The sequence below is a fragment of the Halovibrio sp. HP20-59 genome, from assembly GCF_033052795.2.
Taxonomy (GTDB): domain Bacteria; phylum Pseudomonadota; class Gammaproteobacteria; order Pseudomonadales; family Halomonadaceae; genus Vreelandella.
The window spans coordinates 15762-40381 of sequence record NZ_JAWJUW020000013.1 but is presented as its reverse complement, the minus strand read 5'-3'; the positions used below and the strand labels follow the sequence as shown (position 1 = coordinate 40381).

Below are 24620 nucleotides of genomic sequence, written 5' to 3'. Positions count from 1 at the left end.
ATGATAGGCGATGGCGCACCAACCGCCAGTCATTGACTACTTTCTTATCGTGCATCGCTATAGGAGGCGCCTATGCAACCATTGTCACTGCCGGATGCTCTACCCGCTGACGTTGAAAACGCCTTACTCGTTGGCCGTGTTTGGTTAGACAGCCAGCACCCCGGCCCTGTGCTGGCCACTGTGCAAAACGGCCAGGTGTTCGATATCACCGAGTTTGGCCCCACCATGGCCGATCTGCTCGAACGCGACGACCTGCTCGATGTGGTAAAGCGCGCCGACGGCGCGTCTCTGGGTAGTGTGGAGACGCTGCTGAAGAACTCACAGATGTCCCCACCGCAAGCGCCTTACTTACTAGCCCCCTGCGATGTTCAGGCCATTAAAGCCTGTGGCGTCACCTTTGCCGTCAGCCTGCTGGAACGGGTCATCGAGGAGCAAGCGGGCGGCGATTCGGCCAGGGCAGCCGAGCTGCGTGACGACTTGCAGGCGCTAATCGGCAAAGATCTTTCTAAAATCAAGCCGGGCTCTGACGAGGCGATGTCGCTTAAAAAAGCCCTTCAGGCGCGCGGTGGTTGGTCACAGTACATGGAAGTCGGCATCGGCCCGGATGCAGAGGTATTTACCAAAGCCCAGCCGCTGTCATCGGTAGGCTTTGGCACCCCGGTAGGTTTGCATCCGTCTTCCAAGTGGAATAACCCCGAGCCGGAAATCGTCCTGGCGGTGGACAGCCGCGGCCAAGTGCGCGGCGCCACCCTGGGCAACGACGTCAACCTGCGCGACGTGGAAGGTCGTAGCGCCCTGCTGCTCGGCAAGGCGAAAGACAACAACGCCTCCTGCTCCATTGGCCCCTTTATTCGCCTGTTCGATGACAATTTTGATATCGACAGCGTGCGCAATTGCCAGGTATCACTACGCATTGAAGGCGAGGACGACGACTTCCTGCTACAGGGCGAGAGCGATATGCGCGAGATCAGCCGCGACCCACTGGACCTGGTTAGCCAAACCATCGGCGACCATCATCAATACCCAGATGGTTTTATGCTGTTCCTGGGCACTATGTTCTCACCGATTCAGGACCGCGACGGCGAAGGTCAGGGCTTCACCCACCACCTGGGTGACCGCGTCACTATTGCGACGCCAGCGCTCGGCGCTCTGGTTAACCCAGTGGGGCAAAGCGATCAGTTGCCGCCCTGGACTTATGGCATTCGCGAACTGATGCGCCACTTAGCGCAGCGGTAAATAACTCACCCACTTCAACGCCTAGGAGAAAACAATGACAACCATCACCCGCGTCGAGATCCAGGATATTCGCTTCCCCACCTCGCGCTCACTGGACGGCTCGGACGCCATGAACGCCGCGCCGGACTACTCCGCCGCCTACGTTATCCTGCACACCGATGACGGCAGCCCTGAAGGTCACGGTTTAACCTTCACCATTGGCCGCGGCAACGAGATTGTGGTCACCGCCATCCAGTCGCTCGCGCCACTGATCGAGGGCCGCACGCTTTCCTCGATGACCGACAATATGGGCCACTTCTGGCGGGAGATCACCGGCGACAGCCAGCTGCGCTGGATCGGCCCTGATAAAGGCGCGATTCACCTCGCCACCGCCGCCATCGTCAACGCCGTGTGGGATATGTGGGCGAAAAGCGAAGGCAAGCCGGTGTGGAAACTGCTGGTGGACATGACGCCGGAGCAGCTGGTGCGCTGTCTCGACTTCCGCTTTGTCACCGATGCGCTAACGCCGGAAGAAGCGATCTGCCTGCTGCGCCGCCAATCCTCTGGCAAAGCCGAGCGTGAAGCCGAAATGCGCCGCGATGGCTACCCCGGCTATACCACCTCCGCAGGCTGGCTGGGCTACAGCGATGAAAAAGTGCGCAGCTTGGCTCGCGAAGCGCTGGCCGAAGGCTGGACGTACTTTAAGCAGAAGATCGGCGGCGACATTGAAGAAGATGCCCGCCGCGCGGCGCTGCTGCGTGAAGAGATCGGCTGGGACAACGTGCTGATGATGGACGCCAACCAGGTGTGGGAAGTCGATGAAACCGTCACCAAAATGCGTCGGCTTGCCGAATTTGACCCGCTGTGGATTGAAGAGCCCACCAGCCCTGATGACATCCTCGGCCACGCCGAAATCCGCCACCGGGTCACGCCTATCGGCGTCGCCACCGGCGAGCACTGCCACAACAAAGTGATGTTTAAGCAGTTCTTTCAGGCGGACGCAATTGACTACTGTCAACTCGATGCGGCGCGCCTGGGCGGGCTTAACGAAGTGATTCTAGTAACGCTGATGGCCGCCAAGTTCGGCGTACCCATTTGCCCCCACGGCGGCGGCGTTGGGCTATGCGAATATACCCAACACATCTCGCTGTTCGATTACATTGCAGTATCCGGCAGCCTTGAAGGCCGGGTGCTGGAGTATGTGGATCACCTTCATGAGCACTTTATCGACCCGGTCGTCATCAAGCGAGGTCGCTACCAGGTACCCGAGGCGCCGGGTTACAGTATTGCTATGCACGCAGAATCCCAAGCCCAGCACCGCTTCCCGGAGGGGGCTGCCTGGCAGGAAGAAACCTAATGACCGACAACACACCCTTTTTAAATGAGCTAACCACCCTGCTTGGCGAGCGCGGCTTAATCCGCGACCCGGACGCCATGGCGCGCTACACAAGCGACTGGGCGGGCGATACGTTGGGCGTGCCGCTGGCCGTAGCCCGCCCGGCGAATACCGCGGAAGTCGCCGAGGTAGCCAAGCGCTGCTATGAGCAAGGCGTCGCCATGACCCCCCAGGGCGGCCATAGCGGCCTAGTGGCAGGCGCCTTGCCTGCCACCAGTGGTCAGGAGCTGGTGATCAGCCTTGAGCGCTTGAATAGCGTGCGCGCCATTGACCCAATCAACTTCACCATCACCGTAGACGCGGGCTGCATCCTTGAAAACGTTAAGCTAGCCGCCTTTGATCACGACTGCGACTTTCCGCTCTCGCTGGGGGCCCAGGGCAGCTGCCAGATCGGCGGCAATATCGCTACGAACGCAGGCGGGCTTAACGTACTTCGCTACGGCATGATGCGCGAGCTGGTGCTGGGCCTTGAAGTAGTACTCCCCGACGGGCGCATCTGGGAGAGCCTTAACGCCCTGCACAAGGACAACCGCGGTTACGACCTTCAACAGCTGTTTCTAGGCAGCGAAGGCACTCTAGGCATTGTCACCGGCGCGGTACTCAAGCTCTCACCGCGGCTAACTCAGAGCCGCACCGCGCTGCTCGGCCTGCCCTCCGTTCAGGCGGTGATTGATCTCTACGGTTTGGCGCGCCGGGAGTGCTGTGACTTGCTGACCGCTTTTGAGCTAATCCCCCGCCGCTGCATCGAGCTGGCCATGGAAGCGACCCCTGAGCTGCGTGACCCGCTTGAAGACGACTACCCCTGGTACGTGTTAATGGAGGTCGCGGCCACGGGGCCAGTGGACCTCGGCGTAATGCTGGAACAGCTGCTGGAAACCGGCATGGAACGCGAGCTGGTGCTGGATGGCGCCCTGGCGTCCAGCGACACCCAGTCCGCTCAGCTATGGCAGTTCCGTGAGAGCATGCTGGAAGGCCAGCGGCGGCGCGGCGAGCACCTGCGCACCGATATCTCGGTGCCTATCTCGGCGATACCCGACTTCGTCGCCCGCGCAAGCGAGGTCGTCATGGCCGCCTCCCCCGAGTGCGAAATCATTGCCTACGGGCACGTGGGCGACGGCAACCTGCACTTCAATATCCTGCCGCCCAAGGCAATGGCGGACAGCAACAAGAAAGCCCACCTGCACGACTTGGAGGAGCGGCTGTTTGAAGTGCTCGACGGCTTCAACGGCAGCATTAGCGCCGAACACGGCATTGGCCGCACCAAGCAAGTGCCCTATTTGGCGCGGTTATCGCCAATTGAGCGGGAGATGGTCAGCGGCGTTAAAGCGCTATTCGACCCCAAAGGGCTGATGAACCCAGGCAGGATTTTGCCGGCTGGGGAATAGACGCTCAGCCATTAGTATCTGAAACGCTCCGCCAACTCACGCAGGGCGTTTGCATAAAGCAGCGTATCAATACCCACGCCGACGAAAGTGCAACCTGCGGCCAAGTAGCCGCGGGCCGCCTGCTCGTCTACCGTGACGATACCGGCAGCCTTACCCGCAGCACGAATTGTGGTGATAGCGTCACTGATCGCTGCAGTCACCTCGGGATGACCAGCATTGTTAAGATGCCCCATTGAAGCTGACAAATCCGCCGGACCAATAAATATTCCATGGACACCCTCTACGGCAGCAATTGCTTCCAGGTTCGAAAGCGCCTGGGGACTTTCCACTTGCAGCATCAGACAAATCTCATCGTCGGCGCGGGAGAGATAATCGACTACCTGCCCCCAGCGGGAAGCGCGCGCCAGCACATGGCCCACCCCGCGAGTGCCACGGGGCGGGTAACGCGTGGCCGCTACCAGTTCAGCCGCCTGTTCGGCAGTCTCTACCATAGGAATTAGCAGGTTCTGCACGCCAATATCCAAGTAGCGTTTGATCAGCACCGCATCGCCCGTAGGTGGCCGCACCACCGGGTGGCTGTCATAGGGCGCCAGCGCCTGTAGTTGGGCAAGCAGGCTCGACACGTCATTGGGGGCGTGCTCGGCGTCAAGCAGCAGCCAGTCGAATCCTGCCGTGGCGGCAATCTCGGCGGTGTAAGCGCTGGCCAAACCTAGCCAAATCCCCGTCTGGGGCTTTCCCGCTAGCAGCTGTTGCTTAAAGGTATTGGGTGGCATTGTCATACGGGCTCCTTGGCATGGGTAAAACCAGCGTACCGCACCTAGCTAAGCGCTAAATAGCAAGCGATGCAAGGCGCAAGCCTCCTGTCAATCCAGCGTGGTTCGCAGGCTGCAGAGCTATGGCATTAAAGTCGCCAAGTGATTTTTTCGCTTGACACCGCTGCTGTCATCAACCATCCATATAAGTGTCATACAACGGCAACACCTTCAACACAAGCTGAACTAATAACAACCAACGGCCGGTGATGTGTGTGCTATGTCAAACCAATCGCGAATATGCTTAGAGGGCGTCACTAAACGTTGGGGCGCCTCTGCCGCTGTCGATGATATTTCGTTTGATGTTACCCCAGGGCAATTCGTCATTCTGCTGGGCCCGTCGGGCTGCGGTAAATCCACCACGCTGCGCATGATTGCGGGTCTCGAAGAGGCCAGCGACGGACGTATCCATATCGGCGAACGCGACGTCACGCGCCTGCCGCCCGGGGATCGCGGGCTGAGCATGGTGTTCCAGTCCTACGCGCTGTTTCCGCATTTGAGTGTGGCTGACAATATCGTGTTTGGCCTGCGCAGCCGCAAGGTACCCAAAGATGAGCAGCGCCAGCGGCTGGCCAAGGTCGCCGAACTGGTTGATTTAACCGATTACCTGAACCGCAAACCCGCCCAGCTTTCCGGCGGCCAACGCCAGCGGGTGGCACTGGCCCGCTCAGTGATTTCCGAACACCCCATCTGCCTGATGGACGAGCCGCTTTCCAACCTGGATGCCCGGCTGCGCAGCGACATGCGACGGGAAATCAAAGCACTACAAAGCCGCCTGAATATGACGGTTATCTACGTCACCCACGACCAGGTGGAAGCCATGAGCATGGGCGATCGTGTAATTCTGATGCAGCACGGCAAAATCGTGCAGGACGGCACGCCCGACGAGCTTTACAACCGCCCCGCCAGCGCCTTCGCCGCGAGCTTTATTGGCAGCCCCGCCATGAACCTGCTGCCACTAGTGGCCAGCGAGAATGGCGCCGTTATTGAAGGCGAACCAAGCACACCGGTCGCCTCACTGGAGGCCGCAGGCGGACAATTAGGCATTCGGCCTGAAGATATCGAACTGTGCTCGACGGACGCTCCAGGTGTTCCGGCGACGGTGCTCAGCGATGAATACTTGGGTGCCGACACCATTGCCCATGTCGCCGTTGGCAACCATACCGCCAGGATTCGTATGAGTGGCAAGCACGCGTTGGCGGGCCAAGCATGCCGTCTTTACTGGACGAGCGAAAATGCTCACCTGTTTGGTGCTGACGGCCTGTGTCGGGATGACTTAACGCCGATGCCATTATCCAGCTCTTCTCCAAGCGTTCCACGTCCACCGGCGGTGGGCTCTTTCCAACACTGATAGCTGTATTGACACTTGCGGAGTCTCTTATGCGTGCACGGATACCTTTTGCGATGACGGCCCTGGCAGCGGGCTTGTTAAGCGCCGCCCAGGTAAACGCGGATAGCGTCGATCTGACCATGTACTACCCGGTCGCGGTGGGCGGTGCCCTCACCGACGTCGTTGATAATCTGGTGGAAGAGTTTGAAAGCGAACACCCCGATATCAATGTGGAAGCGATCTACGCCGGTAACTACGACGACACCCGCGTGCGCGCGATGTCGGCGATGGAAGCGGGTGATACGCCTCAGCTGTCGGTGATGTTCTCGATCGATCTGTACGAGCTGATTGAGCAGAACGCCATCGTCGCCTTTGACGACCTAATCGAAACCGATGAGGAGCGCGAATGGCTGGATAGCTTCTACCCAGCGCTGATGGAAAACGGCCAACTGGATGGCAAAACCTACGGCATCCCCTTCCAGCGCTCCACTATCGTACTGTTTTGGAACAAAGACGCCTTTGAAGCCGCCGGCCTGGACCCCGAAACACCCCCAGAAAACTGGGAAGAGATGGCCGAGATGGCCGCGACCGTGCGCGAAGCCTCCAACGGCGAGCAGTGGGGCGTAATGGTGCCGTCGACTGGCTACCCCTACTGGATGTTCCAGGCCTTCGCCTTTCAGAACGGCCACCGGCTAATGAACGAAGATGGCACCGAGGTCTACTTTGACGACCCCGCAGCGGTTGAAGCGTTGGAGTACTGGGTGTCACTGGCCGAAGAACACAATGCCATGCCCGACGGCACCATCGAGTGGGGCACCCTGCGCCAGAACTTCCTTGAAGAGTCCACGGCGATGATGTGGCACACCACGGGCAACCTGACCGCCGTACGCAGCGAAGCCAATTTTGATTTTGGCGTCGCCATGCTGCCGATGAAAACCCAGCGCGGCAGCCCCACCGGCGGCGGCAACTTCTACATTTTTGAAGATACGACGGAAGAAGAGCAGCGCGCGGCGATGACCTTCATTCGCTGGATGACCGCTCCCGAACGCGCCGCTGCCTGGTCAATTGAAACTGGCTACATGGGCGTCAGCCCCGCTGCCTACGAAACCGACGCGCTACAACGCTATGTGGAAGAATTTCCACCGGCCGCAGTCGCCCGTGACCAGCTTGAGCACGCCACGGCGGAGCTTTCAACCTACCAGGGTGGCCGCATTCGCCGCGCCTTGGATAACGCCGTGCAAGCGGCGTTAACCGGTCAAATGACGCCGCAAGAAGCACTCAGCCAAGCACAGCAAGAAGCCGATAGTGTGTTGCGCCGCTACGCCCGCTAATCGTTAGACATTTCACTGTCGCCGGGGCTTGCCCCGGCTTTTCCAACTTGTGGTACGTGTCTATGTCATTCACCAACCACCGCAAAATGCAGCTCTATGGCGCGCTTCTGCTGCTGCCCGCTGCGCTACTGCTGACGACGTTTGCTTATTTACCGACCGTGACAACGGTCATTAACAGCCTATTTTTACCCGGTTTTCGCGGTGCACCCACCGAGTTCGTTGGCATCGAGAACTATCAAGTGCTGTTCGACGACCCAACGTTCTGGCAAGTAGCCCGTAACAACCTGCTCTATGCACTGGGCACCATTCCCACCTCCATCGCCCTGGCGCTGGGCATGGCGCTGTTCGTCAATGGCAAGCTTCGCGGGCGGGGCTTTGTGCGCATGGCCTACTTTACGCCGACGATTCTACCCATGATCGCCGCCGCTAATATCTGGATGTTTTTCTACGCCCCGCAGATTGGTCTGTTCAATAGCCTGCTTGATTCGCTGGGAATCCCTGGCGTTAACTGGCTGGGCGATCCAAGCGTTGCACTCGGCTCGGTGATCGTTATGTCGGTGTGGAAAGAAGCCGGCTTTTTTATGATTTTCTACTTGGCGGCGCTACAGAGCATGCCACCCGAGTTAAAAGAGGCGGCTGACTTAGAAGGCACTAGCCGCTGGAGCTTCTTTTGGCGTGTCACCTTTCCGCTACTCATGCCCACCACACTGTTTGTGCTCATCAATGCACTGATTAACTCGGTGCGGGTCGTGGATCACCTGTTTATCTTGACCAAGGGCGGGCCCAACAACGCCACCAACTTGCTGCTTTATTACGTCTACGAGAATGCGTTTTCGTTCTTTGACCGCACCACGGCCGCCACCATTACGGTGGTTATTCTGCTGGTGCTTGCGGTAGTGGCAACGCTTAAGTTCACGATGTTAGATCGCAGGACGCACTATCAATGAATACGACCACGGCCTATGCGCCCCGCTCCCGTTTCGTTTCAATTCCAGCGCTGGAAACAGTAGCGGCGTGGCTACTGGCGATTATTTGGATTTTTCCGCTGCTGTATGCCTTTTGGGCCGCCTTCCACCCCAGCGAGTTTATGGTGAACTTTGAGCTCTTCGCCCCGCTGACGCTGGAGAACTTCACTAACGCCTGGTCTCAAGCACCCTTTGCCCGCTACTACCTGAACACCTTTGCGCTGGTGACAGGGGTAGTGATAGGTCAGTTTGTGATCTGTACCCTGGCGGCGTTTGCCTTTGCGCGCTTCCCAATTCCCGGGAAGAACGTTTTATTTATGCTGGTGCTGATTCAGCTCTTTGTGTTCCCCGAGGTGCTGATTGTCGAGAACTACCGCATCGCCAGTGAGCTGGGGCTGATCAACACCATCACCGGGATAGGCCTGCCCTATGTGGCCAGCGCCTTGGGTATTTTTCTGCTCCGCCAAACCTTTAAAACCATCCCAAGGGAGCTTGAAGACGCCGCCCGCATCGAAGGCTGCAACTGGCTGGAAATTCTCTGGAAGGTGTACGTACCGCTCGCCAAGCCTACCTACCTTGCTTACGGGCTGGTCTCGATTAGTCATCACTGGAACAATTTTATCTGGCCGCTGGTGGTCACCAACTCGGTTGAGAGCCGTCCATTAACCGTAGGACTGGGGGTCTTTTCCGCGCCCGAAACCGGCGTTAACTGGGCCACCGTCAGCGCCGCCACACTGCTCAGTATCGCCCCACTGCTGGTCGCTTTCCTGCTGTTCCAACGCCAGTTTGTGCAGTCGTTTTTACGGGCGGGGATTCGCTAGCAGACGCCCCTCGGGTTTTTCGTGCGACAATTCTCCTTCAGGCATGAGACAAGGAGAGCATTGATGCACGGCGACCCTCACCCGGCAGCCCTCAAGGTGTTGCAGGAGGTATTTGGCTACGACAGCTTTCGCGGCCCGCAGCAGGCCATCATCGAGCATGTGATCGCAGGAGGCGATGCGCTGGTGCTGATGCCCACCGGCGGTGGCAAGTCGCTGTGCTATCAGATCCCGGCACTCCTGCGCGAAGGCACCGCCATCGTGGTCTCGCCGCTGATCGCGCTGATGCAGGATCAGGTCGCAGCGCTTAAGCAGAACGGGGTCAGGGCGGACTACCTTAACTCCAGCCTCGATTATCACGAGGCAGTCGAGGTGGAAAACCGCCTGCGAGCAGGGGAGCTGGACCTTTTGTATGTCGCGCCCGAGCGCCTGGCCATGCCACGTATGCAGATGCTTTTGGAGCAGACCCGGGTTGCGCTGTTCGCCATTGATGAAGCCCACTGCGTCTCCCAGTGGGGCCACGATTTCCGCCCTGAGTATCGCCAGCTTTCCCAGCTACACCAGCGTTTCCCCCAGGTGCCGCGTATCGCCCTGACTGCCACTGCCGATGTGCCCACCCGGGGCGATATCATGGAGCATCTGCAGCTCCAGGAAGCGGCGCTTTACAACAGCGGCTTTGACCGGCCCAACATCCGCTACCATATCGCTGAGAATCAGGGCAACGCCAAGGAACAGCTGCTGCGCTTTATTCGCGAGCACCACGACGGCGAGGCAGGTATCGTCTACTGCCTTTCCAGGCGCAAAGTGGAGGAAACCGCCGCCTGGCTGGAACGCCAGGGGCTGACCGCACTGCCCTACCACGCAGGACTTCCCCCCGAGCAGCGCCAGCACCACCAGACCCGCTTTCTGCGTGAAGATGGCGTGGTCGTCGTCGCCACCATTGCTTTCGGCATGGGGATCGACAAGCCCGACGTGCGCTTTGTGGCCCACCTCAATCTGCCCAAAAGCATTGAAGCCTACTACCAGGAGACCGGCCGCGCCGGGCGCGACGGCCTGCCCGCCGACGCCTGGATGGCTTACGGCCTTCAGGACGTGATCACACTGCGCCAGATGCAGCAGGACTCCAGCGCCGCCGACCATCAAAAGCGCATTGAGCAGCAGAAGCTAGACGCCATGCTGGGGCTGTGTGAGATCATCAGCTGCCGCCGCCAAGCGCTGTTGCACTATTTTGGCGATCACCTGGACGCCCCCTGCGGCAACTGCGACAACTGCCTGACCCCACCCGAAACCTGGGAGGCCACCGTGGCAGCGCAAAAGGCACTTTCGTGCGTTTACCGAACCGAGCAGCGCTTCGGCGTGACCTACCTGGTGGACGTGCTGCTAGGCAAAAGCAACGAACGCATCACCCGCTTTGGCCACGACCGCCTCAGCACCTTCGGCATAGGCCAAGACCTCGCTGCCAGCGAATGGAAAGCGCTCTTTCGCCAGCTGATTGCCAGCGGCTTTTTGAGCGTGGATATGGAGGGCCACGGCGGCATCAAGCTCACTGCCAATGCCAAGCCGGTGCTGCGCGGCGAACAGAACCTCACTCTGCGCAAGCCAAGCAACAAACCCAGCAAAGCCAAAACCGCCCGACGAGGAAGCAAAGGCGCCTCTGCGCCGCAGGGCCACGGCCCGCTGTGGGAAGCACTGCGTCAGCACCGCCGGGAGCTGGCCGAAGCCCAGGGCGTACCAGCCTATGTGATCTTCCACGACGCCACCCTGGCCGAACTGGTCGAGCAGAACCCCCAGAGCCTGGACGCATTAGGCGCCATCTCCGGCATCGGCGCGCGCAAGCTGGCGGATTACGGCGAGGGCTTTCTGGACGTCATTCTGGCGCATCAGGAAACCGAGCAAAATAGCTGAGACAAACTGGATAAGGAGTAAAGGCATGCAGCGCGAACAAAACCCCAAGACACTCGACTGGACGTTCACACTCGGACACGAAGAACTGGTGGTGCACCAACGCTATGAAGCACTGAGCATTCTGAATGATTTCATGTTGGGGATCTGGTTTACCATAGGCAGCGTCTGTTTCTTCTACGAAGGCAGCCTCAGGACACTGGGCGTGTGGCTGTTCGTGATTGGCAGCGTGCAGCTACTGCTGCGCCCGGCGATTCGTCTGCATCGCTATATCTATTTCAAGCGGCTGCCGGACACCAATCACGATGCCTAGCAGACCGTTCAACGCAGCTGGCTATCCTTGCTGCCACGGCGGTTATAGCCACTGACGGTTGACTGCTTTTTGTCCACGGCCGCCTGGCAATCCACGCACAGCCGAACGCCGGGAATGGCCTTGCGGCGCGCCTCGGGAATCGGTTCGCCACACTCTTCGCAGGTTTCCAGGCTTTCGCCCCGTGGCAATTGGCTGCGAGCACGCCGCACCGCATCCTCAAGTGTGCTTTCCATTTGCTCTTGTTCGGCGCCGTCTTTTGCCCATCCACCGGCCATGGTCACGCTCCTCGCTAAGGTGAAACTTCTTCCAGCATAGCAGCTAGGCGGACGGTTCGTTTTGCTCGACGTCCTCAAACACCTCGGGGTATCTGCGCTTGGCGCGCACCAGCCGAATGATGGTAATGATATTGGTGACCACGATCATAGCTTCGGCGAGCGTGCCGCCAATCGTGCCGATCAGCAGGTTGTTGAGCATCCACGCCAGGGCGGCCAGCCCCAGGAAGACGCGCATGGCGATACCGCGCAGCAGGAACATGCCCAGCGTGCCCAGCACCATGGCGGTCAGGGGCAACACGTCGATCCAGCTCTGCCAGGTAAGCCACGCCGCAATACCGCTGACCGCCAGCACCCCCGCCATGACCGGCTTGCTGCCCAGATAGCGCCGGGCCAGCACGATGCGTACGATCACCAGCACCGTCAGCGCGGCGGCGGTCCAGCTCTCGAAAAACACGAACTGCAGCGCAAAAGCCACATTGGCCGAGATCAGCAGCACCAGCAGACGATCATCGTGCTTGCTTGAAAACGCCACCAGGCAAATCACCAGTGCGACCAGGCCAAAGAATTGACCGGCCAGTGCACTTTGGCTGAACGTTGAAAGCATAACGGCTGGGCTCCTAGGGGTGTGGTGGGGCTCCTAGGCTAGCATGTTGCTGACGGTGCCGCTGCCAGGCGATGGCGAGCAACGGCACCAGCGCCACGGGGATCAACAACAGGTTGAGCATTGCCCACCCCAAGCCGCTGACCAAGGGCCCCGCGAGCAGGGCCGTCGTGGCGGCGGTGCCAAACACTAAAAACTCGTTGGCGGCCTGGGTGCGGGCTTTATCCACCGGGCGATAGACTTCGGTGAGCAGCCCGGTGGCGGGCAGAAAGGTGAAATTCCAGCCCAGTCCCAGCAGAATCAGCGCCACGTTGAAACCGGCTAGACTGATACCCAACTGAGCGACCAAGGCGCTTGCCACCAGCAGCAGACAGCCTGCCATAATGACCTGCCTGGCGCCGAAGCGGGTGGCCAAATGCCCAGTAAAGAACGAAGGTAAGAACATCGCCACTACGTGCCACTGAATGGTCATTGAAACGTGATTAAAGTGGTGCCCGGCCCCCGACATGGCGAGCGGCGTGGCGGTCATGGCCAGATTCATCACGCCGTAACCGACCATTGCCGCGCTCACCGCCACAATAAATCCGGGCTGGCGAAGTATCCGCCCCAGCGGCAAGGCGGTACCTTCACCGTGGGTGCGCGAAGCGGGCGGTAATCGCGTCAGTATCAGCACCACCAACGCCAGGGCGTAGATGGCGGCCAGGCCGGCAAAGCTGCCCAGAAACGGCACCTCACCCAGCTCCCGGCTGACTCTTGCCAGCCACGGCCCGGCAAACGCGGCCAGCACGCCGCCGCCCATCACCAAACCAATCGCTCGGTCACGCAGGTGCGCGGGCGCCGCTTCAACGGCGGCAAAGCGGTACAGCTGGCCAAAGCCAATGCCGATACCTATCAACCAGGTCGCCAGCAGGAACAGACCGAAGCGTTCGCTCATCAGCGCTTGCACGGCGACCAGCGCGCCCACCAATCCCACTATGTTGCCAAGAATAAACCCGCGCTTGCGGCCCAGCCTGGCCATGATCAGCGAGGCGGGGATCGTCGCGCACATCAGCCCCAACCACTGGGTAGCGACCGGTGCAGTCGACCATGACGCACTGGGCGCCAGAGACGCCCCAATCAGCGGCGAAACGGCAATCAGCAAGACATTGCCGGTGACCAGCAGCGCCTGACAGAGCGATAACAGGGTGACGGTTAAAGGCATGCGACAATCTCCTGAGTAGAAGCGGTATAAGAGGACGCAAAGCGCTGACGATAGACCGAGGGTGATACGCCGTAGTAGCGCTGAAACTGGCGGCGCAGCTGCTCTGCGCCACCCAGCCGCCAGCGTTGGGCAAGACGTTCAAGGGAGAGCTGTTCACGCTCGTTGAGCAGTGCCAGACGCGCTTGTTCAAGCCGCAGTTGCGTAAGGTAGGTGCCCGGCGTGGTGTTCAGATGCCGCTTGAACAGCCGTGATAGATGGCGAGGCGTGACGGCCATGAAGTCCGCCATCCCGGTCACGGAATGCTCGGCGGCGGGATCCGCGTGCAGCCGGTCGAGCAGGCGCCGAAGCGGGCCAGCCGCTTGCTGACCACGCAGTATCTCGCTGAACTGGGACTGCCCGCCGGGGCGATGCAGGAACACCACCAGCTCGCGGGCCACTCGCCCGGCAAGTTCAGCGCCGTGGTCGGCTTCCACCAGCGAGAGCGCCAGGTCGATCCCCGCCGTCACGCCCGCGCTGGTGTAGCGTCCGCCGCTTTCAACGTACAGCGCATCCGGCTCTACCTTGAGTGACGGGTAGGCGCTGGCCAGCGCGTCGGCGTGCCGCCAATGGGTGGTCACGCGCAGGCCATCCAACAGCCCTGCCGCCGCCAGCAAAAAAGCGCCGCTGCAGATGGACCCCAGGCGGCGTACCTGCGGGGCGAGCGCGCGCAGCGTCACCAGCATCTCGGGCGTCTCGCATTGACGGGCCACGCCGCTGCCGCCCGCCACCAGCAAGGTATCCAGCGGCTGTAACGCTGCCAACTGGTCGAGGGAATGACTGGCATCAAGCGCCAACCCGCCGTTTGTCATCAGCTTGCCGGGCGCACTGGCAGCAAGGGTTAGCTGATAGAGCGGACGTTGGCTCAGCTCATTGGCAGTGGCGAATACCTGCCAGGGGCCGCTCACATCGAGCAGCTGGCAGTCAGGATAGGCGAGTAGCGCAATATGGCGGGACACGGTGGTCCTCCCTTCAGTCGATAGAAGCCTTCAGTCGATAGAAGAGAGTGTCACCGTTCAGTGAAATGTCGGCAAGGACCATTACCCCACCGATTAAGACATTGGTCGCTCAGCCCGTTTGACTGACGGGCGCGTCTTCCATCCGGCGCACGCTGGACACGAAGTCGCTGAAACGCTCGCCCTGAATCAGTACATGGTCGCTTAGCGCCTGCTGGGTACGCGCCGCATCGCCGCTTTCGATGGCATCGAAGATGACTTGGTGCTCACTAAGTGAATTGTGCATGCGCTGGCGAACCTGCAGCTGCAAACGCCGATACGGCTTCAAACGCTGCTTGAGCTGGCGGGCCTCGCTGGCCAGAAAGGTGTTGTGGCTCGCCGTGTAGATACAGTCGTGAAAGCCTTCGTTCTCGTAGTAATACTCGTCGGTGTCCCCCGCCAGCGCCGCCGCTTCGCAGCGTTGATGCGCCTCGCGCAGTGCGGCCAGTTCCTGCTCGGTGATGCGCCGGGCGGCCAGCCGACCGCACATGCCCTCCAGCTCGGCCATCACCTCGAACATTTCGATCAGCTGATCAATGCCCACCTTGGCAACAAAAGTCCCTTTTTTGGGCGACACCGTGACCAGGCCGCTGGCTACCAGCTGCTGGATCGCCTCCCGAACCGGCGTGCGCGAGACGTTGAACTCTGCCCCCAGGGTTTCAGGGTCGAGGCGCTCGCCGGGGGAGCGGCGGCCGTTAATGATGTCGTCTTCCAGGGAATCCTTGAGCCGCTGGGCGTTGGAGCGTTTCGTGCCGGGCATGCGTCACCTCCTTTTTGGCAGCGCCACAGTTTACACAATGCATGTGTCATAAAGTTGACATTAGCATACATAACGCCTATTGATGTATATATCAGCCTGTCTGATACATACAAAGTGCCATCCAAACCACAACAACAATCGTTGGAGACGCCTCATGCAACGCAAGCATATCCTAACCGCCACCGCTCTGGGCCTCGCGATCGCCGCCTCTCACGCCTCGGCGAATACCGTACTGCGCGCTTCCCACCAGTTTCCTGGTGGCCAGGGCGACGTGCGCGATGAAATGGTCCAGATGATGGCCAAGGAAGTGGCCGATGCCGACGTCGGCCTGGAAATTGAAGTCTACCCCGGACAGTCGCTGTTCAAGGCCCGCGAGCAATGGGGCGCGCTGGCACGGGGACGCCTGGACATCACCTCGCTACCGCTCGACTACGCCAGCGGCCGTCACCCGGAGTTTTCCGCCACGCTGATGCCCGGGCTGGTGCGCAATCACGAGCACGCCCAGCGCCTTAACGACTCCGAGTACATGGACATGATCAAGGACGTCATTCAGGAAGGCGGCGCGCGGGTGCTGGCGGATGCCTGGCTGTCCGGCGGTTTTGCCTCCAGCGAACAGTGCATTACCTCCCCCGATACCGTGGACGGCCAGGTTTTCCGTGCCGCAGGCCCGGCCTTTGAGGAAATGCTCGAGGCCGCCGGAGCGTCCATCGCCTCGATGCCGTCATCGGAAATCTACACCGCTATGCAAACCGGCGTACTGGACGCCGCCAACACCTCATCGATGTCGTTCGTGTCCTATCGCCTTTACGAACAGGTCGAGTGCCTGACCGAGCCCGGCGACTTTGCCCTGTGGTTCATGTACGAACCGATCCTGATCTCCGAGCAAGTCTGGCAGGGCCTCAACGACGAGCAGCAGGCCGCGCTGATGGACGCTGGCGAAAAGGCCGAGGCGTTTTTTGCTGAAGAGGCCGCCGCCATTGACCAGCAGATGGTCGACGTCTACGAGGAAAACGGCGTTGAGGTCGTCAAGATGACCGAAGAGGATTACAACGCCTGGCTCGAGATCGCCCGTGAAACCTCGTATAAAAACTTCGCCGAAAACGTCCCTAACGGCCAAGCCATCATCGATGCGGCGCTAGCCGTCGAATAAGCAGCTGGCTTTTCTTGCATGCCGGCCACCTTGTGGGGTGGCCGGTATCGCTCTCTGCTTGCCCGATCTGATGCATCCGACGTGATGAAAATAGCTTGATGAGGGATATATGGCGACGACAACAACGCACACTCCGCCAGCGCGTAGCGGCCTGATTGGTGGCTACATACGGACCATGGATCAGCTTTCGCGCTTTTCAGCCTACATCGCCTGCGCCCTGTTTATCGCCGGGGTGCTGGCCATCTGCCACATGGTGTTCACGCGTTACATACTCGGCTGGAGCACCAGCTGGCAAACCGAGTTTACGATTTTTTCCGTTACCGGGGCGATGCTGATGGGTAGCTCCTACGTACTCATGACTGGTGGTCACGTGGCCATCACCATTTTACCCGACGCCATTGGCGGCCTGGGTCGCAAGATAATGCTCACCATCGCCTCGCTGTTTGGCTTTGCGTTCTGCGCAGCGCTGGCCTATGCCAGCTGGGTCTACGTCTTAGAGGCGCTCCACGGCGAATGGACCACGGGCTCGGTGTGGAATCCGCCGCTCTGGCCAGCGCTGCTCCCTGTGGCAGTAGGCGCGACCTTACTGGCGTTGCAGTACGTCGCCGACATGTTGCGCGGGGAGGGCTGACTATGGATCCGATTACGCTGGGTATTATCGTGGCCGTCGGCCTAATAGCGCTGATGGCCATCGGCACGCCGATTGCCTTTGCCCTGGGCGGTGTTTCGTTGATGGCGCTGCTCTACGACCGCGGCCTTCCCGAACTGACCTACTTCGGGGAAACGTTTTTTGACCGCATTGCCGAATTCGGCTTTGTGGCGATCCCCATGTTCATTCTGATGGGCGCGGCCGTGGCATCCTCGCCCACCGGGCGCGACTTGTATCGCTCGCTGGATTTGTGGATGGGTCGTCTACCGGCGGGCCTTGCCGTATCCAATATCGGTGCCTGCTCGATTTTTGCCGCGCTGTCCGGCTCCTCCCCCGCCACCTGTGCGGCCATCGGCAAAATGGGCATTCCTGAAATGCGCACGCGGGGCTACCCCGACGGCGTCGCCGCTGGCTGTATTGCGGCAGGCGGCACGCTAGGGATACTGATTCCGCCTTCCGTGACCATGATCATTTACGGTATTTCCACCGAAACCTCCATCGGCCGTTTGTTTATCGCCGGCGTTGTGCCGGGCTTCATGCTGGCTGGGTTATTCATGATCTGGACGATCATCGCCTGCAAGCTGGCGGGCGGCTACGCCAACCCCGTGGCAGCCTCTGCGGAAAAGCTCAAGAACACCGTTCAGCAGAACGTCGACAGCAACATGAAAGCCGTGGTGCGCGTCCTGCCCTTCCTCGGGGTGGTCGCAGGCATTCTATTCGCACTGTACGGCGGGGTCGCGACACCGTCCGAAGCGGCGGGCGTCGGCGCCTTCCTGTGTCTGATGCTGGCCATCCTGATCTACCGCATGTGGCAGATCGGGCCGATCAAGCTGATCATGCGCGACTCCCTGCGCGAGAGCGTGATGATCATGCTGGTCATCGCCTGCGCCGAGGTCTTCGCCTATGCGCTGTCGTCGATGTTCATTACCCAGACCGTGGCGGCCGCCATTGCCGATATGGACGTCAATCGCTGGGCCCTGATGGGCGTCATCAACGTCTTTCTACTGGTCGCCGGCTTTTTCCTGCCGCCGGTGGCGGTGATCGTCATGACCGCGCCGATCCTGCTGCCGATCATTCTGGCGGCGAACTTCGATCCTTACTGGTTCGCGGTGGTGCTCACCATCAATCTGGAAATCGGCCTCATCACGCCGCCGGTCGGGCTCAACCTGTTCATCATCAAAGGCATTGCACCGGACATTTCGCTGCGCGACATCCTGATGGGCAGCCTGCCGTATGCGCTGTGCATGGTGCTCGCCATCCTGCTGCTGTGCCTGTTCCCCGGCATTGCCCTATGGCTGCCCAACCTGATCATGGGCTAAAGGGAGGATTACCATGAACATGACGTTTCTACAGGAACTGTTCAACAACATTACCCAGCGCGATGCGCTACTGCGGCGGCGCCAGTCTGTTGCCTCGGCGGTAGACCACACTCACCTGGTCAAGGCCTGCCAGGCGCTACTGGAAAGCGACGGCGAAGCGTCCAGCATCGCCCTGGCCAGCCGCGCCCTGGCAATCTACCGGCGCCTCTCCGAAGCGGAAAAGCAGCATTTTTTCAAACGCCTCGCCGAAGATTTCGCCGCCGAGCCCGAGCAGATTGACAGCGCCTACGCAACTTACCGCAAGGCCCGTGACAACCGTTCCCTGCAGACGCTGTTCGAAGCCTGCGAGCCGCTTCGCCAGGAGCTTTTCCGGCGGCTCAACTTCGCCAGCGACGGAACCTACGAGCTGGTCAATATGCGAAGGGACCTACTTGGTCTGCTCCGCGAGCAGCCCGACCTCGCGCCGATTGATGACGACTTCGCGCACCTGTTCGGTTCCTGGTTCAACCGTGGCTTTTTGATGCTCAAGCGCATCGACTGGAATACTCCGGCGTCGATTCTCGAGAAGATCATCCGCTACGAAGCGGTGCATGAAATTCAGGACTGGGACGACCTGCGCCGCCGTCTGGATGCCCGCGACCGGCGCTGTTTTGCGTTCTTCCACCCCGCCATCGGCGATGAACCGCTGATCTTTGTGGAAGTGGCGCTGCATAAAGGCCTGCCCAGCCGCATCCAGCCGATCCTGTCCGGCGCGGAAGGCGGCATCGAAGACCCCGAGGACGCCGACAGCGCCGCCTTCTTCGGTATCAGCAACTGCCAAACCGGCCTGCGCGGCATATCGTTCGGTAACTTCCTGATCAAGCAGGTGGTCCAGGAGCTTTCCCAGGAACTGCCGCAGCTCAAGCACTTTGTGACGCTCTCGCCGGTACCGGGGTTTGCCCAATGGCTCGCCGAGCAGCGCCAGGATGAGCAATGGCCGCCCAGCGTACGCGACGCACTCGCCGAGCTAGACACCCCAGGATGGCACCAGGACAAGCAGCGTCAGGAGCGGCTCAAGGCCATCATCCAGCCGCTTGCCGCGCACTACCTGGTGGATGAAAAAAACCGCCACGGCGTGCCGCTCAACCCCGTCGCCCGCTTTCATCTGGGAAACGGCGCCAAGCTTCAGCGTATCAACTGGCTTGGCGATATTTCCGACAAGGGCCTCAAGCAGGCCGCAGGCCTGATGGTCAACTACCTCTATGTGCTCGACGACATCGAGCGCAACCACGAAAACTATACCGCCAAGGCCACCGTGGCCTGTTCGAGCGACGTGCGCGACCTCGCCAAACGGGCGCGCAAGCTGGCCAAGGGAGAACCTGCCAAATGAACCACAACCTGTTTGCCACCTTCGCCACGCAAATGCACAAACGCGGCGAGGCCGATTTCATTACCACCCGCAAGGGCCGCCGCTACTCCTACGCCGATGCGCTTGCCCAGAGCGCCCAGCTTGCTGGCGCGCTGATAGCACTGGGCGTGCGTCAAGGCGACCGCGTGGCCGTTCAGGTGGATAAAAGCCCCGAAGCCATTCTGCTTTACCTGGCCTGCCTGCGCATGGGTGGCGTCTACCTGCCACTCAATACCGGTTACACCGGCGATGAAATCCGCTACTTCCTGGAGGATGCCGAACCGGCCCTGTTTGTGTGTCGCCCTGCCGTGGCCGACGAGGCCCGCCGAATCGCCGCCGACACCGGCTGCCCCGCCGTGGTGACGCTGGGCAGCGCGGCGGACGGCAGCCTGATGGACGAGGCCGAAAGCGCCACGCCCCATGACGCTATCGCCGAGCTTGCTCACCGCGACCTGGCGGCGATTCTATACACCTCGGGCACCACCGGGCGCTCCAAGGGGGCCATGCTGACACACCAGAACCTGGCCTCCAATGCCGACACCCTGGTAAAGGCCTGGCACTTCAGCGCCGAGGACCGCCTTATTCATGCCCTGCCGATTTTTCATACCCATGGGTTGTTTGTGGCATGCAACGTCACCCTGATGGCCGGTGCCAGCATGCTGTTCCTGCCCAAGTTTGACGCCGATGTGATTTTCGAGGAACTGCCCAAGGGCAGCGTGATGATGGGTGTACCAACCTTCTATACTCGCCTCGTGCAGGATCCGCGTCTGACCCCGGAGGTCACGGCCAATATGCGCCTGTTCGTCTCGGGCTCAGCCCCGCTCACCGCCGACACCCACGAAGCCTTCAAAGCCAAAACCGGGCATGCCATTTTAGAGCGTTACGGCATGACCGAAACCAACATGAACATCTCCAATCCGTATAAAGGTGAGCGTCGGGCGGGCACCGTGGGCATGCCGCTCCCCGGGGTGGAGATGCGCCTCACCGACCGGGAAACCGGCAATGAGGTCGCCCCCGGCGAGATCGGCATGCTGCAGATTCGCGGCCCCAACGTGTTCATCGGCTATTGGCGGATGCCGGAAAAGACCCGCGAAGAACTCCTGGAGGATGGCTTTTTCATCACCGGAGACCTTGCCATGGTCGACGAGCAGGGCTATGTGCATATCGTTGGGCGGGATAAGGACCTGGTGATTTCCGGGGGCTATAACGTCTATCCCAAGGAAATCGAGCAGGTCATCGACGAGCTCGAAGGCGTGTCCGAGTCGGCGGTGATCGGCCTGCCCCACCCCGACTTTGGGGAAGGCGTGACTGCCGCCGTGGTGCCCCAGCCGGGGGCCGACCTCGACGAAGCCACGATTATCAACCACCTGCAGGGAAGGCTTGCCAAGTACAAGCAGCCCAAGCGCGTGTTCTTTATCGATTCCCTGCCGCGCAACACCATGGGCAAAGTGCAAAAGAACGAACTGCGCAAACGCTTCCAGAACACCTACCACACCCCATAACCGCGAACCTCTAGCCCCGTACATCTGGCCCCGTCGCATACGGGGCTTTTGGCAGCGCTTTTTTGCCCAAAGGAACCATTTCTTCCGCTAAGTGTTAAGGTGAAGACACTTTATGAACGATGGAGAAAATTCCTTTGACTACGCCTACTGTCACCACTGGTATCACCGCCGCCGAGCTGTATCGTTTGGTGAGTCAACCTGCACCGAACAACGGCGAGTCGGCCGCGCTTGAGTGGCCTGAGGGCACCCCCAGCCTGGACGAAACGAATCAAACGCTGATCTGGGAGCTAAACGATTACGGTAACTTAACGATCACCCTCTCGCGCAGCGAAAACGAATGGGTGGCAATGGCACCTATTGTTGCCGTGGACAGTGTCAAAAACACTTCAGAACTCAACGAAGTACTGCTGCGCCAAGGCGTTGCCTTACCGCTGGCCTCCGTGGGTATTGTCGAAATTGACGGGCGCGACGTTTATGTGGCTTATGGGCAGCTGTTTGGCGACTCCAAGCTTGAGTCAATTTGCGCCGAGCTACATGCCACGGCCAGTGCGGCAATGGATGTCGCCGAACTGATCCAGACGCATTTCGTCTAAACTGATTTTCTAATCAGGTTTATCGGTCATCACCTCTGATATCTATACCAACATCGCTTCCGATAAAGTGGCGCTATTTAAAGATAGTTCTAAAAAGAGACACTGACTATGTTAAGCAAAATCATGACCGCCCTTCGCGGCAAAGCAAGTGAGAGCGGACAAGCCGTGGTGGATTCCCAGGCCCTGCGTATCCTAGACCAGGAAATCCGCGACTCGGAAAATCACCTCAGCCAGTCTAAAACCGAGCTTACCCGCCTGATGGGCCAACGCCAGCTAAACAGCAATAAAGCTGACACACTGGAAAGCAAAATTGTCGAGCTGGAAAAAAGCGCCGAGGCTGCCCTGGATAAAGGCGAAGAGCAACTCGCCGTGGAAGTCGCCGAGCGCATGGTGGCGTTGCAGGAGGATCTAGAAGCTGAGCGGGCAATTGTCGACGAGTATGACGCCAGCATCGAAAAACTGCGTGGCGCGATTCGCGGTACCGACAACCAGCTTCGCCAGCTCAAGCAGCAGGTTAGCGTGGTGAAGGCCACCGAATCGGCGCAGAAAGCCCAATCCGCCGTGGCGGCGCGTCACTCGGGCCAAAACAGCGCCATGAGCAGCGCCATGGAGTCGCTTGAGCGTATTAAAGAGAAACAACAGCTTAACTCAGCGCAAATGCAAGCGGCCGACGATATGGCAGCGGAAGAAAGCGGCAGCTCGCTGGAGGCGCGCCTGAAAGCGGCTGGTGTCGGCGGTACGCAGCGTAAAGCGGATGACGTACTGGCGCGCCTGAAAGCCAAAAAAAATACCACGCAAGAATAATCCACTGATGTCGCCCGCCCTTCCCGGCGGGCCTTTGCTAAGGGGCCTGCAGTGCCGGTTTTTTTACGCCTGATCAGGGCGCTTCAGGCGTCTACGCTCAATGTCAGTTGGTCGTTTCTGTTTTTGATGGTCATCGGCCATGCGACTCTATCATGGGTCTTTATGGCGATGAGCAATGAAGCTGTCGCTGACACGTTCGGGACATGGGTTTACTTTTACGTCACCACGGCAACAACGGTGGGCTATGGTGACTACAGCCCGGTAACGTCTGGTGGTCAGTGGGCCGCCACCCTCTGGGTCATTCCCGGCGGCATCATGCTGTTTGCGGCGTTCATCGGTAAAGCAACGGCGAATATTAGTGCAACATGGAGAATGCTGGTGCAGGGTAACGCTAATTACAGCAGTCTTAGCGGGCATACGCTCGTCATCGGTTGGCACGGCGAACCAACGGCGCAGATTATTCGCATTCTGCAGGCCGACGCCAACCTCCCCGACGATATTGTGTTGTGCGTAACGAAAGACATCGACAACCCGCTGCCTGGCAGCATTAAATTTGTAAAAGGGGATAGTTTTTCCAATACCCAGTTGCTAGTGCGAGCAGGCATCCAGGGCGCCAGCCGCATCATTATCTATGATGAGACCGATGAACGAGTGGCCACCATTGCCTTATCGGTCTTCGATCAGAAAACGCCTGGCTGCCACGTTGTCGCCCACTGCAGCAATCCAGCGACCGCCAATATGCTGCGGCGTACCTTGCCGGGTATCGAGTGCACCCAGGGCTTATCGATTGAAATGTTGGTTCGCTCCGCTACTGATGCGGGTATCAGCCGTGTGGTCAATGAGCTGCTTGCGATTGACCATGGCGCAACACAGTATCAGGGATACTTGCCCGACTCGCTGCCCGCCGACCAAACGGTTCGCTACGGCGACCTGATGAGCCTAGCCAAAGCACGCGACAACGTGACGTTATTAGGGGTTTGGCGCCCGTCGACTGAGACGCAGCAACTGCTCAATCCACCGGCTGATTTCGCCGTGGGAAAAGGCGACACGCTGTATTACATGGGTAACAAACGACTGACCGAGGCCGAACTCACCACCTTGTTCCAGTCTGCTGCACAGGGAGCTGCTTGATGTTTAACATCCTCAAGGCGCTTTTGCGTTCTACCACGCAAAAACCGCCTGAACCCTCCACCGGTAGCCCGGTTGCTGCGGGCCTGTCCATGGGTGTCAGTCAGGAACAGCTTGAAGGGTTGCGCCTGGACGGGCGCGTTAACATTAAACTGATCGGCCTGCGTGCTCACCCGGATGCGCTATTTCGCTGGGACGACGACGCTTACCACCACATTGCTGCCGTGGGTCACGTTGACCTGGGGCAAGGCGCGCACCTGGTACGCTTCTACCTGGATAACGACACTTGGCTGCAGGCCAATATCGAGCATGGCCAAGTGCTTGAATATAAGCTGTTCGACTTTTACCGTGTTGCGCATCTCTCGGACGCCGAATTTGATAATTTGATAAACGGTGATGGCGGCATCAACGGAGAAGATAAACAGCCCGACAGCATCGGCGCCAAAGCTATCACGCTTACTTCGACCACTGACGAGGCACGCGATTGTACGTATCAGCGCGTGTGGGGCGATGAAGACAGCCTGTGGTCGCCGCCGGTGGTTTTTGAAGAGCAGGTAATGACCACCGAGAGCATGTCGGCCCGCCATGTGACTCATCATGCGATGCTCTATGAACGCCCCATCGAAGGCGCTGAACGTATGGAGTACTTGTTTCTGAGTGCTGAAAACGATGGCGAAGGCAGCTTTATGGTGGTGCACAATGTGGGGGTGGATATCGCCTCTGTTGATATCGACGCAATGTAACCTATCGACG

24 protein-coding genes are annotated in these 24620 nt (G+C 59.7%); 18 read left to right on the top strand and 6 right to left on the bottom strand.

Annotated features, from left to right (window positions below):
* Positions 1 to 72: 72 nt before the first annotated feature.
* From RZA33_RS14385 to RZA33_RS14375, 3 genes are read left to right on the top strand one after another with little or no spacing between them, the layout of a single operon-like run.
* Positions 73 to 1236: a fumarylacetoacetate hydrolase family protein gene (locus tag RZA33_RS14385; RefSeq protein ID WP_317508398.1), complete on the top strand. Its 1164-nt coding sequence runs from the start codon at positions 73 to 75 to the stop codon at positions 1234 to 1236.
* 34 nt (positions 1237 to 1270) lie between these two features.
* Entirely contained in the window at positions 1271 to 2572 is a 1302-nt protein-coding gene (locus RZA33_RS14380) for an L-fuconate dehydratase (protein WP_317508397.1), read from the top strand.
* Complete coding sequence (locus RZA33_RS14375; RefSeq protein WP_317508396.1) at positions 2572 to 3996, top strand: FAD-binding oxidoreductase; 1425 nt, start codon at positions 2572 to 2574, stop codon at positions 3994 to 3996. Before RZA33_RS14380 ends, RZA33_RS14375 begins: the two co-directional genes overlap by 1 nt.
* A gap of 11 nt (positions 3997 to 4007) precedes the next feature.
* On the opposite strand, the gene hpaI is transcribed toward RZA33_RS14375, so the two are convergent.
* Complete coding sequence (gene hpaI / locus RZA33_RS14370) at positions 4008 to 4775, bottom strand: 4-hydroxy-2-oxoheptanedioate aldolase (protein WP_317508395.1); 768 nt, start codon at positions 4773 to 4775, stop codon at positions 4008 to 4010.
* Between the two features lie 253 nt (positions 4776 to 5028).
* On the opposite strand from hpaI, the gene RZA33_RS14365 reads away from it, so the two are divergent.
* The 6 genes from RZA33_RS14365 to RZA33_RS14340 all read left to right on the top strand — a co-directional run bounded on the left by RZA33_RS14365 (position 5029) and on the right by RZA33_RS14340 (position 11467).
* Entirely contained in the window at positions 5029 to 6159 is a 1131-nt protein-coding gene (locus RZA33_RS14365) for an ABC transporter ATP-binding protein (RefSeq protein ID WP_317508394.1), read from the top strand.
* A gap of 29 nt (positions 6160 to 6188) precedes the next feature.
* Positions 6189 to 7469 (top strand): ABC transporter substrate-binding protein, encoded by a 1281-nt coding sequence (locus tag RZA33_RS14360; protein ID WP_317508393.1) that lies wholly within the window; start codon positions 6189 to 6191, stop codon positions 7467 to 7469.
* Positions 7470 to 7531: 62 nt separating this feature from the next.
* A complete protein-coding gene (locus tag RZA33_RS14355) occupies positions 7532 to 8416 on the top strand; it encodes a sugar ABC transporter permease (RefSeq protein ID WP_317508392.1) in 885 nt (294 codons plus the stop codon).
* Positions 8413 to 9255 (top strand): carbohydrate ABC transporter permease, encoded by an 843-nt coding sequence (locus RZA33_RS14350; RefSeq protein WP_317508391.1) that lies wholly within the window; start codon positions 8413 to 8415, stop codon positions 9253 to 9255. Before RZA33_RS14355 ends, RZA33_RS14350 begins: the two co-directional genes overlap by 4 nt.
* A gap of 63 nt (positions 9256 to 9318) precedes the next feature.
* On the top strand, positions 9319 to 11157 hold the full coding sequence (recQ, locus tag RZA33_RS14345) for a DNA helicase RecQ (protein WP_317508390.1): 1839 nt from the start codon (positions 9319 to 9321) through the stop codon (positions 11155 to 11157).
* Between the two features lie 25 nt (positions 11158 to 11182).
* Positions 11183 to 11467, top strand: a complete 285-nt coding sequence (locus RZA33_RS14340; RefSeq protein ID WP_317508389.1) for a YrhK family protein — start codon at positions 11183 to 11185, stop codon at positions 11465 to 11467.
* A gap of 8 nt (positions 11468 to 11475) precedes the next feature.
* Here RZA33_RS14340 and RZA33_RS14335 read toward each other — a convergent pair whose 3' ends face one another.
* The 5 genes from RZA33_RS14335 to RZA33_RS14315 all read right to left on the bottom strand — a co-directional run bounded on the left by RZA33_RS14335 (position 11476) and on the right by RZA33_RS14315 (position 15335).
* Positions 11476 to 11742, bottom strand: coding sequence for a DksA/TraR family C4-type zinc finger protein (locus tag RZA33_RS14335; protein ID WP_317508388.1), 267 nt, complete (start codon positions 11740 to 11742; stop codon positions 11476 to 11478).
* 43 nt (positions 11743 to 11785) lie between these two features.
* Positions 11786 to 12346, bottom strand: a complete 561-nt coding sequence (locus RZA33_RS14330) for a YgjV family protein (RefSeq protein ID WP_317508387.1) — start codon at positions 12344 to 12346, stop codon at positions 11786 to 11788.
* A 13-nt stretch (positions 12347 to 12359) separates the two neighbouring features.
* The gene (locus RZA33_RS14325; RefSeq protein ID WP_317508386.1) at positions 12360 to 13544 is read right to left on the bottom strand and encodes an MFS transporter; all 1185 of its coding nucleotides are present in this window, start codon (positions 13542 to 13544) and stop codon (positions 12360 to 12362) included.
* Positions 13535 to 14539: a GlxA family transcriptional regulator gene (locus tag RZA33_RS14320; protein ID WP_317508385.1), complete on the bottom strand. Its 1005-nt coding sequence runs from the start codon at positions 14537 to 14539 to the stop codon at positions 13535 to 13537. Before RZA33_RS14320 ends, RZA33_RS14325 begins: the two co-directional genes overlap by 10 nt.
* Positions 14540 to 14648: 109 nt before the next feature.
* Positions 14649 to 15335, bottom strand: a complete 687-nt coding sequence (locus tag RZA33_RS14315) for a GntR family transcriptional regulator (protein WP_317508384.1) — start codon at positions 15333 to 15335, stop codon at positions 14649 to 14651.
* Positions 15336 to 15489: 154 nt separating this feature from the next.
* Here RZA33_RS14315 and dctP point away from each other — a divergent pair, with 154 nt between their 5' ends.
* The 9 genes from dctP (at position 15490) to RZA33_RS14270 (ending at position 24610) form a co-directional block, all read left to right on the top strand.
* Positions 15490 to 16485: a TRAP transporter substrate-binding protein DctP gene (gene dctP / locus RZA33_RS14310; protein WP_317508383.1), complete on the top strand. Its 996-nt coding sequence runs from the start codon at positions 15490 to 15492 to the stop codon at positions 16483 to 16485.
* A 109-nt stretch (positions 16486 to 16594) separates the two neighbouring features.
* A complete protein-coding gene (locus tag RZA33_RS14305; protein WP_317508382.1) occupies positions 16595 to 17116 on the top strand; it encodes a TRAP transporter small permease in 522 nt (173 codons plus the stop codon).
* A 2-nt stretch (positions 17117 to 17118) separates the two neighbouring features.
* A complete protein-coding gene (locus tag RZA33_RS14300; protein ID WP_317508381.1) occupies positions 17119 to 18453 on the top strand; it encodes a TRAP transporter large permease in 1335 nt (444 codons plus the stop codon).
* A gap of 13 nt (positions 18454 to 18466) precedes the next feature.
* Positions 18467 to 19822: a malonyl-CoA decarboxylase gene (locus RZA33_RS14295; protein WP_317508380.1), complete on the top strand. Its 1356-nt coding sequence runs from the start codon at positions 18467 to 18469 to the stop codon at positions 19820 to 19822.
* A complete protein-coding gene (locus RZA33_RS14290; protein WP_317508379.1) occupies positions 19819 to 21342 on the top strand; it encodes a malonyl-CoA synthase in 1524 nt (507 codons plus the stop codon). The genes RZA33_RS14295 and RZA33_RS14290 overlap by 4 nt, the downstream gene beginning before the upstream one ends.
* A 134-nt stretch (positions 21343 to 21476) precedes the next feature.
* Entirely contained in the window at positions 21477 to 21935 is a 459-nt protein-coding gene (locus RZA33_RS14285; RefSeq protein ID WP_317508378.1) for a DUF2170 family protein, read from the top strand.
* A gap of 108 nt (positions 21936 to 22043) precedes the next feature.
* Positions 22044 to 22739 (top strand): PspA/IM30 family protein, encoded by a 696-nt coding sequence (locus RZA33_RS14280; protein WP_317508377.1) that lies wholly within the window; start codon positions 22044 to 22046, stop codon positions 22737 to 22739.
* A gap of 51 nt (positions 22740 to 22790) precedes the next feature.
* A complete protein-coding gene (locus tag RZA33_RS14275; RefSeq protein ID WP_317508376.1) occupies positions 22791 to 23870 on the top strand; it encodes a potassium channel family protein in 1080 nt (359 codons plus the stop codon).
* The gene (locus RZA33_RS14270) at positions 23870 to 24610 is read left to right on the top strand and encodes a DUF2491 family protein (RefSeq protein WP_317508375.1); all 741 of its coding nucleotides are present in this window, start codon (positions 23870 to 23872) and stop codon (positions 24608 to 24610) included. Before RZA33_RS14275 ends, RZA33_RS14270 begins: the two co-directional genes overlap by 1 nt.
* Positions 24611 to 24620 lie beyond the last annotated feature (10 nt).